Annotated in this window: 12 protein-coding genes and 3 pseudogenes; 4 read left to right on the top strand and 11 right to left on the bottom strand. The window is 38.1% G+C overall.

Annotation, left to right across the window (positions count from 1 at the left end):
- Positions 1 to 433: 433 nt before the first annotated feature.
- Both KI363_RS20820 and KI363_RS20815 read left to right on the top strand, forming a co-directional pair.
- A complete protein-coding gene (locus KI363_RS20820; protein WP_158323187.1) occupies positions 434 to 748 on the top strand; it encodes a DMT family transporter in 315 nt (104 codons plus the stop codon).
- A gap of 4 nt (positions 749 to 752) precedes the next feature.
- Positions 753 to 1,093: pseudogene (locus tag KI363_RS20815) on the top strand (DMT family transporter).
- A gap of 139 nt (positions 1,094 to 1,232) precedes the next feature.
- Here the strand turns inward: KI363_RS20815 and KI363_RS20810 are convergent.
- Positions 1,233 to 2,261 carry a DUF2332 domain-containing protein gene (locus tag KI363_RS20810; protein WP_212967517.1) on the bottom strand — a complete coding sequence of 343 codons (1,029 nt, stop codon included), beginning with the start codon at positions 2,259 to 2,261 and terminating at the stop codon, positions 1,233 to 1,235.
- 181 nt (positions 2,262 to 2,442) lie between these two features.
- A complete protein-coding gene (locus tag KI363_RS20805; RefSeq protein WP_212967516.1) occupies positions 2,443 to 2,763 on the bottom strand; it encodes an MFS transporter in 321 nt (106 codons plus the stop codon).
- 266 nt (positions 2,764 to 3,029) lie between these two features.
- On the opposite strand from KI363_RS20805, the gene KI363_RS20800 reads away from it, so the two are divergent.
- Entirely contained in the window at positions 3,030 to 3,557 is a 528-nt protein-coding gene (locus tag KI363_RS20800) for a hypothetical protein (protein WP_212967515.1), read from the top strand.
- A gap of 1,180 nt (positions 3,558 to 4,737) precedes the next feature.
- On the opposite strand, the gene KI363_RS20795 is transcribed toward KI363_RS20800, so the two are convergent.
- The 4 genes from KI363_RS20795 to KI363_RS20780 form a co-directional block, all read right to left on the bottom strand.
- Positions 4,738 to 6,111 carry a sodium-dependent transporter gene (locus tag KI363_RS20795; protein ID WP_158323182.1) on the bottom strand — a complete coding sequence of 458 codons (1,374 nt, stop codon included), beginning with the start codon at positions 6,109 to 6,111 and terminating at the stop codon, positions 4,738 to 4,740.
- Positions 6,112 to 6,529: 418 nt separating this feature from the next.
- Positions 6,530 to 7,528 carry an NADPH:quinone oxidoreductase family protein gene (locus KI363_RS20790; RefSeq protein ID WP_158323181.1) on the bottom strand — a complete coding sequence of 333 codons (999 nt, stop codon included), beginning with the start codon at positions 7,526 to 7,528 and terminating at the stop codon, positions 6,530 to 6,532.
- Between the two features lie 82 nt (positions 7,529 to 7,610).
- Positions 7,611 to 8,234 (bottom strand): zinc dependent phospholipase C family protein, encoded by a 624-nt coding sequence (locus KI363_RS20785; protein WP_158323180.1) that lies wholly within the window; start codon positions 8,232 to 8,234, stop codon positions 7,611 to 7,613.
- A gap of 144 nt (positions 8,235 to 8,378) precedes the next feature.
- Entirely contained in the window at positions 8,379 to 9,314 is a 936-nt protein-coding gene (locus tag KI363_RS20780; RefSeq protein ID WP_212967518.1) for a zinc-dependent alcohol dehydrogenase family protein, read from the bottom strand.
- A gap of 240 nt (positions 9,315 to 9,554) precedes the next feature.
- On the opposite strand from KI363_RS20780, the gene KI363_RS20775 reads away from it, so the two are divergent.
- The gene (locus KI363_RS20775; RefSeq protein WP_246516976.1) at positions 9,555 to 10,340 is read left to right on the top strand and encodes a polysaccharide deacetylase family protein; all 786 of its coding nucleotides are present in this window, start codon (positions 9,555 to 9,557) and stop codon (positions 10,338 to 10,340) included.
- A gap of 70 nt (positions 10,341 to 10,410) precedes the next feature.
- On the opposite strand, the gene KI363_RS20770 is transcribed toward KI363_RS20775, so the two are convergent.
- The 5 genes and pseudogenes from KI363_RS20770 to KI363_RS20750 all read right to left on the bottom strand — a co-directional run bounded on the left by KI363_RS20770 (position 10,411) and on the right by KI363_RS20750 (position 13,145).
- Positions 10,411 to 11,217, bottom strand: coding sequence for an alpha/beta fold hydrolase (locus tag KI363_RS20770; protein ID WP_212967514.1), 807 nt, complete (start codon positions 11,215 to 11,217; stop codon positions 10,411 to 10,413).
- A gap of 58 nt (positions 11,218 to 11,275) precedes the next feature.
- Positions 11,276 to 11,625 (bottom strand): annotated as a pseudogene (locus KI363_RS20765) (DUF6176 family protein).
- 46 nt (positions 11,626 to 11,671) lie between these two features.
- A pseudogene (locus KI363_RS20760) lies at positions 11,672 to 12,120 on the bottom strand (DinB family protein).
- Between the two features lie 69 nt (positions 12,121 to 12,189).
- Positions 12,190 to 12,477 carry a DUF2087 domain-containing protein gene (locus tag KI363_RS20755; RefSeq protein ID WP_246516975.1) on the bottom strand — a complete coding sequence of 96 codons (288 nt, stop codon included), beginning with the start codon at positions 12,475 to 12,477 and terminating at the stop codon, positions 12,190 to 12,192.
- 74 nt (positions 12,478 to 12,551) lie between these two features.
- Positions 12,552 to 13,145 carry an ankyrin repeat domain-containing protein gene (locus KI363_RS20750; protein WP_158323233.1) on the bottom strand — a complete coding sequence of 198 codons (594 nt, stop codon included), beginning with the start codon at positions 13,143 to 13,145 and terminating at the stop codon, positions 12,552 to 12,554.
- Between the last annotated feature and the right edge of the window lie 413 nt (positions 13,146 to 13,558).

Raw genomic sequence — 13,558 nt, 5'->3', positions numbered from 1 at the left:
GCTCGTGCCACATGTTTGTCTTTAGCAATATCTACTCCTATTACAAGTGTAGACGGTGTGATTTGCGATATTTTGTGATTTTGATTATAATTCATTGGTGAGTCCTCCTTGGTATTTATTTAATTTCAGGGTCATGATCATGACACCCTGTACTATACCAAGAGGGCTCTTTTTTGTTCAATCCTCAAATTTCTTCATTACAGGAATGCTCCTTGTAATTTATCACATATAAATAACCTTCACCTTTTGATCCCCATTTTCCTGCTTATAATGTCATTAGTATGGTTGTCATTTTATTTTATTTATATTAAAGTGGAACCGTCCGGACGGTGGTTTATATTACAATCAATTATTTATGCTGGCCCCACCATCTAGAGAAGAAATACATACTACTTTACAAGATTTAAAACAATTTATAATGGGGGAAAAATAAATGGGATATATTTGGCTTGCTATTGCGGTGATCGCTGAAGTCACCGGCAGCTCTTTATTAAAACTAACGGATGGCTTTAAACGTTTGCTCCCAACGAGCGGTGTCATGGTTGGGTATGCTATTGCCTTCTATGCATTATCTCTTTCATTAAAGAACTTACCACTTGGAATTGCCTATGCCATTTGGGCAGGTGTTGGGACCGCATTAACCGTCCTTGTGGGAATAATCTTCTACAAAGAAACCATTCATTTTAAAAAAGCCATTGGCATTCTATTTATCATCGGTGGCGTCGTACTATTAAATAAAGGAGTATAGGAATATGAAAGGATATATTTTATTAAGTATTGCCATTGTTTCAGAAGTTCTTGCCACATTATGTTTAAAGCTGTCAGAGGGCTTTTCCAATATCATTCCCTCCATCGGGGTCGTGTTCGGCTATGGCCTAGCCTTCTATCTTTTGAGTCAATCCCTCGCCTATATGTCCCTCAGTTTGGCATATGCCGTATGGTCGGGGTCGGAACAGCCCTAACAGCTATTTTGGGCATTCTTGTCTTTTCAGACCCGCTTAGCTTCTGGGTCATCCTCGGAGTTGTTTGCATTATTTTAGGAGTCGTGTTGTTAAATACCTCTAAAGCTACATCCGAAGAGGAAGCTACATGATAAAAAGCTTCCTCTGTTCTAGGAATCATCCAATGTGAAATGATTCCTCTTGGATACTTTTGTTTTCAATATCTTGGGCACAACGAAGCATTTTGGAAGATTGACCGCCTACAGCCTAGTTTTTGTAGAGCATTTCGCATTATGGTTTCCACCTAAACCACCTTCCATGTCCGTCTGTTTGTGCGATGACTTTGTTATATTCCATCCCCTTTACGAATGAATCGAGATGAAGGTCGCTATCCCATATATTGTTATAAAGGTGAAAGACATCTCTTTTACTTCCAAACCGCTTCACATGCTCCAATAAAAGCCGTTTACGATCTACGGGGATTTGATTAGCCACATGCGTATGGAACACACATATCGCTGAATCATTTGGAATTTTCTCCATAATACGGGGCAGCAGTTCAATTCCATCCCCCTCTATTAAATGAAGTTCCTCCCTATTCCTGCTAACACATGCTGAAGCCTGCCTAAATAATGCTCTTCTCTCTGTATGCTCTGGCCAAATTAAAGCATTCAACCATAATGCATCCTCACTATTTGAAAGATCATTAATATGCAAATCAAGCCCATATCTGTACGTAACAGGTGGACTGACTTTAGGAAAAGTTGGCCTATTCTCCCCTATGATCTTGGATTGAATATGAACAGCTGATTTATCATCTCCATACATTTCACCCGTATTGTAAGAGTAGGAATATTTATCCCACAAAAGTTGAAAACCCGCACTTGTTCCGATCTCAATTAACGCTAATGGCTTTTTAGCTTTATGATAAATGTGCGAGAAACATGGATAGAGGTATCCACAACGTCTTACTTCATTGGTCTGAACCATTTTTTCTCGCAATATAGGGATTATCGACTCCCTATATGTTAAACAAAAATCTTTGAAATATGGAAAAGATTCTTTGAGTGCTTTGGGTTTATCCACTATACTCGGATAAAAACTACTAACAGTGTGTTCTTTTCCCTGTAGTAAAAGATAATGAACAGCACCGAAAAATAAGTTTGGAATGGGTTGCCCTTCCCGAGTATATGAACTTAGTTCAAGCATGTCATCATCGTCAGCGATTTTCATTGCCAGATATTCGTATAATTCACTCGAACCTGCACATTCCCGTTCAGCAAAGGTTTTGAATCGATTAGATAACTGTTTTTTCTCCATTTTCATCCCCATCCTTGGAAACTTTCAAACAATTACTAAATAGACTGAACGATTCTGTATGTCTCCTTTCCTTCAGTCAGTTTCTTCTATTTAATTTCCGGCGATTACAATCAAAATTTAAATGAGGGCCCCCCGATAAAATGGACCAATCCGATAGCCAGCTTTCGTATAGAAATACATGTTATCCTGCCCCCTGAATGACTAGACTATTTTCATCTAAAGATTTTGTTGGAGGAAGATTTCTAACTTCCATATTTAATAGCCAACATAGGGCAACAATTAAACCAATGATGCCCGAACAAGTAACGACGAGGACGCTTCCGATCCATGTACCAACACTTCCACCTAGCAAGGAGCCGACAGGAGCAGCCATAGCTGAAAGACTGGTAGCTGCAGTAAATATGCGACCTATTAAATGTTTGGAGGCTATTTTTTGTAGCATTGTAAAGACAAGCACATTTAGTGCACCGGCTGGAATCCAGGAAATCATATAGAGTAACAATGTAAGCCATGCTACTGGCATCCCGAAAGAAATAAAACATAATAATAAAAAATGTCATGTCATTACTGTAACTATAATAAAAACAACCTTTTTCATTCTTATTTCCACTACCTTCGTTTTTCCGCCCAAATCAACATTAAAAAGTGCTTCTCTTCATACATATACTACATGAATGGTAAAGTAAAGGGAATATTCAGTCTCTCTTTACAAACGTGCTCAAGAAGGATAAGTTATACTTAGTTCTGTATGATCTAGGGGGAGAATCCGTGAAAAAGAAACTGGGTTTATTCGTATCGATCATATTTTTTATTGGTTTTACAGCCAGCTGTAGCCAGAAGACGAATTATGCAACAGATGGACCATTTGTTGTCTTTACTTATTCGCCTGCTGGACCAGATGAATTTCGGAATATGTACTCACGTAACTATGCCCTTTATGAAAACGGCAAGCTTATTTTATATACAGAGCCCGAAAATAAATTAAAGATTGGTGATAATGCTCCCGTATCTGAAAGCCAACTCACGAGTGATGAAGTAGCAAAGGCAAAACAACTTATTGAGCAAAATAAATTTTGGAAGTTTAAAGAAGATGTGTCTACAGAATCTCAAGATGGGGTTTTTCTTTATCTGACCGTTAATTTAACGGATGAGTCCAAAACAGTTGGTGGCTTAAATCCAAGCGAGCCAAAATTTATCGAGATAACGGATTATATCTCTAATTTAGTAACTAAAGAAGAACGTAAAGCCTGGAATAAGGAAATCAAAGACCATATTTACAAGATGAATCCAGAATAGAGCCCCTTCATTGCTACGGTTAATCGCTTTGTAATACTTAAACCAAGGCCACACTTCCTAGAAATTGTGGATTCCTTACCATGAAGTATTGCTGCTTAGCAAAGTTCCTAAACTATGTATTTAATCTATATCCCCTAAAAAAGCAGGGGATTCTTTACCTGCGTCATAATAGATTCTGGATCTACGTTTTCGAGGATCTCTCGACTTTTCGTACATCCAACTCCAATATGGATCTACGTTTTTGAGGATCCTTCGGCTTTTCGTAGATCCAACTCCACTTTGGATACACGTTTTCGAGGATCTCTCGACTTTTCGTGCATCCAACCCCACTTTGGATACACGTTTTCGAGGATCTATCGGCTTTTCGTGCATCCAACTCCACTTTGGATCCGCGTTTTCGAGGATCCTTCGACTTTTCGTATATCCAACCCCACTTTGGATACACGTTTTCGAGGATCCTTCGGCTTTTCGTACATCCAACCCCACTTTGGATACACGTTTTCGAGGATCCCTCGACTTTTCGTACATCCAACCCCACCACTCCCCCTATCAAAGTATTCCTCCGTTGACGATATAGGAAAAGAGCGTTACCATAAAGTTGAATATTTCCTTTTAGTTGTGTTTTGGGTCAGGTAATCTTTGTTTTCAACAAAAAGCAAGATCTCCGCTTATTATTTTTGTAATACGATAAAAGTTCTAATTTTTTCAGCAAAATACAAAATCAGATTTCAGTCACCTTTCATTTTACAGAAAGTTAAATCTCCCCTTTGTTATTAGAGGCCCGCTACTAAGAATTAAAGTACAAGTTAAAGTTGGTGTATTCCATGAACCTTCTTAGATTACGTTTTTATATCGAGATTTTAGCAATATCGACAGGAATCGTACTTTTAATCTGCATACTTCCCATTCAGGTTTTATTCGAAGGAGAAATAAGAGTCCAAACAATTGTATGTGGTTCAATACTTTGGTTTACCATTATACGCCATAATGAAACATTTCATTTTCTTATAAACAAATGGTTCAAACGGTAAATTTTGCCAATGTTTGCTAGTCGCTATGCGTGTAACGGTATTTGCAGTAGATGGTTCTACTTATTATGTTTTTCTTTGCTCCCGTAATTTGAGCGGCCATTTCAGGATCAAAGACATGTGGTTATAGATTAGACTATCCCCCGGCCATATTACCGAGGGAATAAGGAGAAAATCAGATTATATACTCCAATTACGTCTAAAAACACAATAATGATGGCGATTGGCGCCACATATTTTATTAGTAAAAGCCATCCGGCAAATATTTTCTTACCGTAGCTGGAACCGGAACTTATTTCTTCCCATAATGTTTTTCTGTTGATTTTAAATCCAACAAAAATAGAAATGAGCAAAGCACCCAATGGCATTAAGATATTTGAAACAAGATAATCAGAGAGATCAAACATTGTTTTTCCAAATAGTGTAAAGTTACTCATGACTCCTGCAGATAATGCAGAAGGAATGCCAACGATAAAAATCAAAATCCCAGTTATCCATGTGATCTTCTGGCGTTTGCGCTGTTCCCCTTTTGTGACTGCTGCGACGATAATCTCTAGCATCGAGAATGCGGATGTTAGTGTAGCAAACAAAAATAACACTAAAAATAGAATCAAAAAGAGAGAGCCAAACGGAATTTTATCGAATACGGCTGGCAGAACAACAAACAATAATCCGGGACCTTCGGTAGGTTCAAATCCTAATGAAAATACGGCCGGGAAAATGGCGAGTCCTGCTAATAACGAGATTAAAACATTCATCATCACGATGGTAAAGGCAGATTTAGGAAGATCCTCTTGTTTAGATAAATACGAACTGTATGTCACCATAACAGATACCCCGACACTGATGGAAAAGAAAGATTGCCCAAGAGCAAATAAAATGGTTTTTGATGATAGATTGGAAAAGTCCGGATATAAAAAGAAGGAAAGTCCTTCACTAATATTATCCAATGTTAAGGAACGAATAATTAAAATAAGAAAAGCAATAAACAGGGCAGGCATCATAATCTTGCTTGCCCGTTCAATTCCTTTCTGCACCCCTCTTGCTACCACAACAATCGTAATAATGATAAAAATAAATTGCGCCATAATGGCATAGGAGGGATTGGCAATCAAGTTATTGAATACATCTCCATACATTTGCTCAGAAAGTCCAGCTAAATGACCAGCCATTGTCTCGTATAAGAAAATCAGGATCCATCCGCCAACAACGCTATAGAAAGATAAGAGGATGAAACATGTCACCATTCCAAGTACCCCTATGAGATGCCAACTAGACCCTGGAGCAAAAAATTTATAAGCCGATACGGCGTCTTTCTGTGATCCGCGCCCGATAATAAATTCTGCCAATAAGATCGGCATTCCAATGAAAATTGTAAAAATTAAAAAGATGAGAAAAAAAGCTCCCCCACCCGAAACACCCGTTATATACGGAAATTTCCAAATTGCGCCTAATCCTATGGCAGAACCAGCAGTAGCTAATATAAAGCCTAGTTTTGAAGTCCATTGTTCTTTCAATTGTGTCATTGATATACTCCTTATGTAAAAACGCCATGATAGTATGTGAATCATATATACTTCCAAAACATAATCAAGCATACATGGAAGTGCCTTAAAAGTAAAGAAGATCGTAATAGCATTAAAATGCTGCTTTTTTTAGATGCAAGGGTGTATAATGAATGATTTTTTCGATAGATGGACTCTCACACGATTGCTTTCCCATACTGGATATTTTATCTAGATTAGTGCCTGGGTATGCCCAAAGGTTGTTTCATCCTTTATTATCTCTCCAAAGTCTCTTAGTATTACAACTGTTAGGAGGGTAAAATAAGCGCTGGGCTCCACCGCTAGTATAAGCGGGGCTTAGCCAGGCCCCAAAAAGGATGTCTCGCATTTCCCCCTCCTAAATCAATCGCAAAAGTGCGTGTAGTTTCACTTCTACACCTTAGTCATCTATATTGACAAGAATTCTACCTCGATGATGACTCTTAAGAACGGAAGGCAACAGTTCTGGCAATGCCTCTAATGTAACTTCCTTGAAGATAAAATCATTCAGCCTATTGGGTTTTAAATCCGTTGATAAACGTTCCCATACATTTTTGCGTTCTTCCATCGGGCAATATACTGAATCAATTCCCAGTAACGAAACACCACGTAATATAAATGGAAACACGGTTGTTGGGACTTTTACTCCCGCTGTTAACCCACTCACAGCAACACTGCCGCGGTATTTTATTTGGCTCAAAAGCGAGGCTAGCGGTTCCCCACCTACCGGATCAATGGCTCCCGCCCATTTTTGTTTGCTAAGATTTTTTAACGTACCATTATAAACAGCTTCTCTATCGATCACTTCATCCGCACCTAACTGATGTAGATAGGCTTCTTCAGATAATTTTCCCGTGCTCGCTACAACATGATACCCTTTCTTTTTCAACAGAGCGATCGCAATACTACCTACGCCCCCCGTTGCACCTGTTACAAGAACGGAACCACGTTCTGGATTCAGCCCGTTCTCTTCTAGTCTTTGAATGGATAACGCAGCCGTAAAACCCGCTGTTCCTAATATCATACTTTCTCTTAAGGTTAAGCCTGCTGGGAGCGGCACGATCCATTCTGAAGGGACACTTGCATATTCACTATAGCCGCCAAAGTGGGAAACGCCTAATTCATAACTCGTTACGATAACGGCGTCCCCTTTTTTATAGCGTTCATCTTTTGACAAAACGACTTCTCCAGCTAAATCAATTCCTGGAATAAACGGATACTGATTCACTATTTTCCCATCGGGGTGAGCCGCAAGACCATCTTTATAGTTTATGCCGCTATATTTCACTTTAATTAAGACATCATCATCTGGTAAATCAGAAGGTTCCATTTCCTTGACCTCTAAATTTAAACCTTCATTTTCTTGCTCTATTACTAAAGCTTTGAATGTATTTTCCATCATACGACCTCCAACTTGCTTATATACTTTGTACGTATAGACATGGTAGTATTCGATCAAGAGAATTTCAACTAAAAATCTCTTAAGTAAGTAGAGGCTTTATTTTATTTATCCCTACTTCAAACGATGTCTCAATATAGCCAATGATCTGGTCAAATGTAAAAACATTAAGGTTTTCATTTAAACCTTCCTGATCATAATCCATATCGCCCAATACATAAGGGATGAAGTTTTCAACGTCCTTGGCTTTCACCTCTTCCAAATCTAAAATGGCAGGAAAATGACTAAACGTTTTTCTCAATTCATTGGTAAAACTATAGTGTTCTAATAATTTCCCATTTAATAAGCGGAAATCATTATGGTATAACGTGTATAATCCTTCAATAGCATCCATTCTGTTCCTTAACCAGGAAAGATAAAAGCCTCTGAGCCAAATGTCATCCGCAATTAAATGAGCATAATACCCGATTAAATAATCATTTTTATTTTCTAGATGTGAACGATACTTATGTAAAAATCCTTGTTCATCCACATGTCTTGAATAATCAAGGGCATCACCTATAAAAAAGTGGGAAGCGTTTTTTTCCTCGTGTGAAAAAACAGCGTCTGGAGCCACACTTCCAAGCAAAAAGGATGTTTTATCCTCTATCGATAAAGCTTCCGCTATTTTATGCCCGATAATTGAATGCATGATTCTTGAACCCATTCGTCCTCCTCCTATCATCATTCATTAAATTCTGACAATATAAGTGTAGCATAAGAGACTGCTTTTAGTGAGGATTTTACGGATGGTTCCGGGATAAAATTTACTAAAAACGAGTATTTTTCAACTTGGATGCTCTATTTTTCGTTACTTAAAACGGCTTGTAAGAAACACCTTCCCTTTACTATTATTTGCAGCTTCAATCGCCTTTTTTACGTCTAGCAAATCATACTGTGCATCAGCCTTCATTAAGCGTAATTGTTGATTTTCTACGAGATTTATTAAACGATTAAAAGTTCTGTGCCATTGAGCTACCGAAACCTTATGATTCCAATGACGTAAATGAAACATATTCGCATTCACTTTTGCTTTGTTGACAATATCTGCCCAATTGACTTGGATCCCGGATAAAAGACCAATGGTGAGAAATTGTCCATTAGGGCGTACACAGAAGGCCAAATCATTCCCGTCCGCACCCCCGATCGAATCAATCGCAGCGTTTGCCCCTACGCCATTGGTTAAATCCATGATGGTTTCATAGAGTGGTATTTGCGAAGTATCGATCACACGAGAAGCCCCTAGTTCAAGTAAATCGTTTGTGTATGTATCATTCCTCGTCACCGCAATCAGGCGAAATCCGAGAACCTTCGCTAATTGGGCAAAAATATGCCCAATCGCAGAACCACCAGCATTCATTACTAAATAATCATTCGCTTTTAGTTTTAAAACTTCCTTACAAATCACCCATGCTGTAACTGGATTAATATACAATTGGGCCGCCGTAACATCATCGATAGAATCTGGGATGGGGACAGCAAATTGGACTGATGTTTTCACAAATTCTTGCCATGTCCCTTCACCACGCAGAGGCAAAACTCGTTGACCGATCAGACTTTTAGAAACGAAAGGACCGACCTTTTCGACAATTCCCACACCTTCATACCCAGGAATCGTCGGTAGCGAAATTCGATGAGCATAGGCCCCGCTGATCGGGATCAAATCAGAAGGATTAATGGGTCGTGTCAACATACGTACAAGGACTTCATGCTCTTTTAGAGGTTCAATGCTTTTATCTTCAATCATTAATACATCTTCTGGGCTACCAAATTCGTAGAATCTAATACATTTTGCATTCAAGACGATAAATCTCCTTCATCCATTATCTTCCTTTTCCGTTAACATCAAATACTTCATCGGTGTTTTTTACATAATTACACATATAATAACATTTGACCGCAAATCATTTTTACACTACATATTTTGCGTTTAACTACAAACCATAGTTTATATAAACCTTAAAATACAAGGGGGTATTTTAGTCAAATGAAACACCTGTGGATGTTGGTATGTCTATTTCTATGCTTCAGTCCTGTTTCTTTAACCGGTCAAATGCCGGTAAATCACATTTTTATGCTAGGTAATGCACAAGCTTTTTCAAACGCAAATCCTCCATCTGATTTATCGAAACTGAAAAATAAATATAAAAGCACCTTTTTAATGAGGGGACCGGAGTCAAAACGGGAAGTCGCCTTGACCTTTGATGATGCCCCAGATGAAACTTTCACACCGATCATATTAGATATTTTAAAACAAAAAGACGTTAAAGCCACCTTTTTTCTTGTAGGATATCGTATTGAAAAATATCCCGAAGTGGTAAAACGGATTGTGCAGGAAGGGCATGCAATCGGGAATCATTCATATAACCACCCAGATTATTTAACCCTCAGTCATACAGATTTTCAAAATCAGATAGGCAGAACGGATGAATTAATCGAATCATATACCGGCTTCAGGCCATCCATTGTTAGACCGCCATACGGAAATATCAATGAAAAACAGCTGGAATGGCTTGCTTCACAGAAAAGAGTAGTCGTGAACTGGAATGTGGACTCTTTAGACTGGAAGGGGTTGGATGCAGAACAGGTAACAAACAATATTCTTGTAAATGTGACACCGGGATCGATCATTTTGCAACATTCTGGCACCGGTGACGGCGGGGATTTATCAGGGACAATTCATGCGTTGCCAACTATCATTGATGAGCTAAGAAAAGATGATTTTAAATTGGTCACAGTTCAGGAAATGCTAGGAGTTCCCGCCAAGCAATGATGAATATGTTTTTGGGAAATACAAAAAACTCTACTAGCTATACCGTGCAAATCAAGCGAAGATAGCGCTCTTATATAAACTTTTTTAAAAACTCCATAAGGGCAGCGTTAAATTCCAGAGGGTTATCCTGATTGGAACAATGACTTGCATTTGGGATTTCAACCAAATGGCAATAGGGTTCATTTGCTGCCCATGAGGAAGCAATTTTTTTAATATTACCTGTTTGATCGCTTTCCCCATAAACCAGTAGAATCGGTTTATTTATTTTATATCCTTCTTCATAATGTAAGCATGCAGCCGTTTCTAAAAATATTTTTATAAAATCCTTTTTGCCGATTTTATGGAATGACTTTTCTAAATAAATTTGTACTTCCGAGTTTAAAGCACTTGCTTTTACACTTGCACGAACTAAGTAGTCCCATGGGTATAAACGTATTAAAAAGGGGGTTAATTTTAGCGTTAATTTCTCAAAGCCAGTTAATTTCATTGTATTACAAGTACAGTCAACCAACACCAATTTTTCGACCTTATGTGGATAATAAAATACCAATTCCTGGGCGATGTTGCCACCCATTGATTGCCCTATAAATGTGGCTTTATCAATACTTTCTATATTCAGTATTTCAAGTAAATCTTCCATTAGCACTGTAATACTAAACTTGTTTCCCATTGGTCGCGATAAACCATGACCTCTTGCATCCCAAAGCAAAACATTAAAATCTTTACTTACTGTTTGTAATTGTTCAGCAAACATATTATGATCAGCGCCAGCCCCATGTAAGAACACTAGCCATGGGCTACTCTGATTTTTGGAAATCCAATAGTGAATCTTGCATTCATCCGTCCTCAAAACTTTTTCATATAATAATTCATCCATAGAAACACCTCGATTGTCATTTACGCAGAACATATGAAGCGCCATTTGCCTCTTACCTTCAATCGGCTCTGAAACTTTCCTTGATTCTTTCAGGTATCATTACAACCTCTGGATTTAGATCGACAGGTCTAAATGTAGGGTCTATGCATTCCTCCCAAAACTCTAAATGCTTTTTATCAACCCAATGATCAGATTCTTCAACGTCTTGACCAGCATCTCCTTGGATCGAATACCAATATAAATATTCCTGTCCATCGAGAATTTCTCTAAAAATTGTTTCTACATACATTTTTTCATCTTCTAATGTGAGAAGAACCTCTTTCATATGATCATTTAAAATTTCATCCATTCGTCTACTAACTTAGATTTCCCATCTTTTACTTTGAATCTTGTTAATTCAATATTCATGATTTAACCACCTTGTTTTTCCTCATTAGATCAAGTTTGAGAACCATTATTCAAACAGCAAGATGTTAGGATCTTGATGATAACAGTGAACGAGCATGGCATGTAATTGGCCCCGATGGTGATAAATATGGGCTAAGATCTCTAACAGCCACTCATATCGCGTGTACGTCACCCCCCAATAGGAGGTCGTTTCCATTTTAAGTTCTTCCTCAGATAAATTCAGATACTCATTTTTTAATGCTTTAAAATTTGTACGTAACCCTTCCTTAATGGAGGCCAATGCTTTATAGGAAACGTCGGAATAAAATTCTTCCATTTCTTCCTTTGTTGCTGCCTTTGCTATACGCCTATCTGCTTCACAGATTACGGCTAAATGTTCTAATAGTTCTCCGATCGAATGTTTTTCGGGTGTAGGTCTTCCGTTAATGTTCCGATGATTTTAATGATGGTTTCCACTGCTATCTCAATTTGATGCAGTGCAGCTGTACATTTCATATGCTCCTCCTTAACAAAAACTCCAACGACTAATGAGAGCCGCATTCTAGAGTTAATAATTTCCCCACTTTATAGCCAATATGTCGTACAATCCTTACTACGGTGCATAAAACCATACTCAATGAGATATCTTCTGATGGTTACATAATCGCTATATATTGATTTTAATATCTCATTTACCTCCTTTTCTGTGTAAATTTTATTCCGTTCAAAGCGACTTATAATATTTTGCAATACAATTACCTTTCGTTTTTCCATACTTGGAAATATATCAAGTGGCCCCTCGATCCCTTGCTTAAAATAGGTTGATAGCACCTGTTTCTTCTCTGCCTCTGTAATTGCGTAACGATCATCCACCATTTTTGCCTCCTTGTGAAAGTGAATTAATTGGTGCTCCTTGTTTTGTTTCGAATGTTTATGCACTATATTCATTATTGTGCTGCATTTTTTAAAATTTGTTCGATTTCTCGGAATCCAAGTCTTTGTGCATGCTCCAATGGCGTAATTCCATCGCCATCACCAATTTGTATATCTGCCCCATGGTCCACTAACAATTGCACGATTTCTTGATGATTCTTTCCTCCATCACCTAAAATGACCGCTTCCATTAATGCAGTCCATTGTAAATCATTGATATGATTTACATCGACATCAGAATTTGTCAGTAGTTCTTTCACAACCTTTACATGCCCACGTTCTGCTGCTGGGATTAGGGCCGTTCCTCCAAATCTGTTTGTCAATGTCGGATCAGCCCCTGCCTCAATCGCTAATTTGACAATATCAAGATATCCTGATGCTCCAGCATATAAAAACACATTATTTAACTGGTTATCGCGAATATTAATATCCGCTCCTTTATCGATTAGCGCTTCTACTACCTCTACCTGGTTACCATAAGTCGCTGCCACAACCGCCGTTCTTCCTTGTTCATCAGTCCCATCAATATCTACACCTTTTTCAAGAAGGCGCAAAACCTCTTCTACATCGCCTTTTTCTGCCGCTAAGATAAATTGATTTTGATTCATTGGTATATCCTCCTCTGTATTTGATTCTGCTTTTTCTGATAAGGGATCTGAATAATCTGAATCAGATTGGCATGCAACAAGTAAAATCATCACTATAACGATCCATATAGGAGTCGTTATTCGCATGTCTACCTCCTCCTTCCCTATATACCCGGGACAAATAATTAAACGAGTCTCACATTTATTTTCTCTTATGTAATTATGGTATCATGACGATAGTTATATGAAAAATATAAAAATAATAAGTTTTACTTAAGTTTTTCATATAAATAAGAAAAGAGGTGTTGTGAACCCTCCCCCACCAAATCAAAGATTTGGTGGGGGCTTCCCTTGACTTAAATACAGCTTACGTCACGCATGTTTAGTTGCCATTGGCACTAAGCGCCTGATGTAAGTTAATGAATGAAGCCAAA

The sequence above is a fragment of the Lederbergia ruris genome (genome assembly GCF_018332955.1).
Lineage (GTDB): Bacteria > Bacillota > Bacilli > Bacillales > Bacillaceae_C > Lederbergia > Lederbergia ruris.
The sequence above is the reverse complement of the archived record's forward strand: the minus strand, read 5'-3'. Positions and strand labels throughout refer to the sequence as shown.

Excerpts from the sequence above, each read along its gene's own strand:
- KI363_RS20780 (WP_212967518.1), bottom strand. The coding sequence starts at position 9,314 with ATGATTGAAGATAAAAGCATTGAACCTCTAAAAGAGCATGAAGTCCTT.
- KI363_RS20750 (WP_158323233.1), bottom strand. The coding sequence starts at position 13,145 with ATGAATCAAAATCAATTTATCTTAGCGGCAGAAAAAGGCGATGTAGAA.
- KI363_RS20790 (WP_158323181.1), bottom strand. The coding sequence starts at position 7,528 with ATGGAAAATACATTCAAAGCTTTAGTAATAGAGCAAGAAAATGAAGGT.
- KI363_RS20795 (WP_158323182.1), bottom strand. The coding sequence starts at position 6,111 with ATGACACAATTGAAAGAACAATGGACTTCAAAACTAGGCTTTATATTA.
- KI363_RS20770 (WP_212967514.1), bottom strand. The coding sequence starts at position 11,217 with ATGGATGAATTATTATATGAAAAAGTTTTGAGGACGGATGAATGCAAG.
- KI363_RS20775 (WP_246516976.1), top strand. The coding sequence starts at position 9,555 with ATGAAACACCTGTGGATGTTGGTATGTCTATTTCTATGCTTCAGTCCT.
- KI363_RS20820 (WP_158323187.1), top strand. The coding sequence starts at position 434 with ATGGGATATATTTGGCTTGCTATTGCGGTGATCGCTGAAGTCACCGGC.
- KI363_RS20785 (WP_158323180.1), bottom strand. The coding sequence starts at position 8,234 with ATGGGTTCAAGAATCATGCATTCAATTATCGGGCATAAAATAGCGGAA.
- KI363_RS20810 (WP_212967517.1), bottom strand. The coding sequence starts at position 2,261 with ATGGAGAAAAAACAGTTATCTAATCGATTCAAAACCTTTGCTGAACGG.